The sequence below is a fragment of the Rossellomorea oryzaecorticis genome (assembly GCF_045897515.1).
GTDB lineage: Bacteria > Bacillota > Bacilli > Bacillales > Bacillaceae_B > Rossellomorea > Rossellomorea enclensis.
In genome coordinates this window covers 1-1,564 of sequence record NZ_JBJOSA010000046.1, presented here as the reverse complement: position 1 = coordinate 1,564, position 1,564 = coordinate 1, and the positions used below count along the sequence as shown (strand labels likewise).

The window sequence follows — 1,564 nt, the reverse complement described above, 5'->3', positions numbered from 1 at the left end:
TCCCGCAGTCATCCATGTATCGCAAAAAATCAGCTATACACCACAGAGAATGAAAATGGTTATTAGGTGGCCATACTTGTGCTACGGCTGGATGAGGAAGGTCGAGACTCCTTGGTGCGTGAGAGCCCTACCCGCAGTCTGACTCCTTCGACCACGGTGCATCACAGATTGTTGCTCCCTTACGGGAAGCACTCATGGTAGATTAACCCTATTCTGGTTGTTGCGCCAGCCTCTACAATTTTCCGCCGTAGAAAGGATGTTTTCAATGGATATTGTCATTGAGAATGCTTGTGGTTTGGATGTCCACAAAGATACCATTACGGCTTGCGCCATTACACCAGAAGGAAAGGAGATTGAGACGTTTTCAACTAAAACCATTTATTTAATCGAGTTGGTGGACTGGGTTAAGAAACATAAGTGTACCCATGTGGCAATGGAAAGCACCAGTGTGTACTGGAAACCTATTGTCAACCTGCTAGAAGCAGAAGAGATTGAATTTTTCGTTGTGAATGCCCAACATATTAAAGCTGTTCCAGGTCGTAAGACCGATGTAAAAGATGCCGAATGGATTGCCAAACTTCTTCGTCATGGATTGCTTAATTCCAGTTATATCCCTGATCGAAATCAGCGTGAATTACGAGAACTTGTTCGATATCGCCGGAGCATTATTGAAGAGCGTGCCAGACAACAGAATCGAATTCACAAAGTGCTAGAAGGAGCGAATATCAAGCTTGGGTCTGTTGTTTCTGACGTATTGGGTGTCTCTGGGCGTGATATGCTTCGTTCCCTGGCTGAGGGAAATGATGATGTTGAAGAATTATCAAACCTTGCGAGGGGCGTTATGAAAAAGAAAAAAGATGAATTGAAACTTGCGCTTCAAGGATATATTCAAGATCATCAACGCTTCATGATCAAAACGATACTGGATCATATCGATTTCCTGACCGATCAAGTCGATAAACTCGATATCGAGATTGAGAAAAGGATGGAAGAATCTCAAGAAGACATAGAACGTTTAGATTCCATTCCTGGGATTGGGAAAAAAGTGGCGGAACAAATGATAGCCGAACTTGGCACAAATATTAAGGAACAATTTCCTACTGCACCTCAAATGTGTTCATGGGCAGGATTGGTTCCGGGGAATAATCAAAGTGCGGGAAAACGAAAGTCGTCTAAAATCATGAACGGAAACAAATACCTTAAATCATCACTAATTGAAGCAGCTCATTCTGTTCGTGGATCCAAAAACTATCTTGGCGCCCTTTACCGAAGAACGGCTTCACGTAAAGGTAAAAAGCGCGCAGGAATCGTTGTAGCCCATGCCATGTTGCGAATCTCCTACTATCTCTTAACTCGAAAAGAAATGTATGTAGATTTAGGAGAAGATTACTTTGATAAACAAAAACAACAATCCATTGTCAGGCATTCACTACGTAGGTTAGAGGAATTAGGTTACACAGTGAAACTTGAGGAACCAAGCGCATCTTAAATCATTCTCCAACTCACTAGAAATTTGAATAAGACGCTCTCCCTAAAAAAAGAAGAATGAGCTGCGTCTTCTTTA

General features: G+C 42.2%; 1 protein-coding gene. It reads left to right on the top strand.

The features are described 5' to 3' along the window. Window positions 1–265 precede the first annotated feature (265 nt). Window positions 266–1,489: an IS110 family RNA-guided transposase gene (locus ACKA06_RS21585; RefSeq protein ID WP_214872542.1), complete on the top strand. Its 1,224-nt coding sequence runs from the start codon at window positions 266–268 to the stop codon at window positions 1,487–1,489. Window positions 1,490–1,564 lie beyond the last annotated feature (75 nt).

Excerpts from the sequence above, each read along its gene's own strand:
- ACKA06_RS21585 (WP_214872542.1), top strand. The coding sequence starts at position 266 with ATGGATATTGTCATTGAGAATGCTTGTGGTTTGGATGTCCACAAAGAT.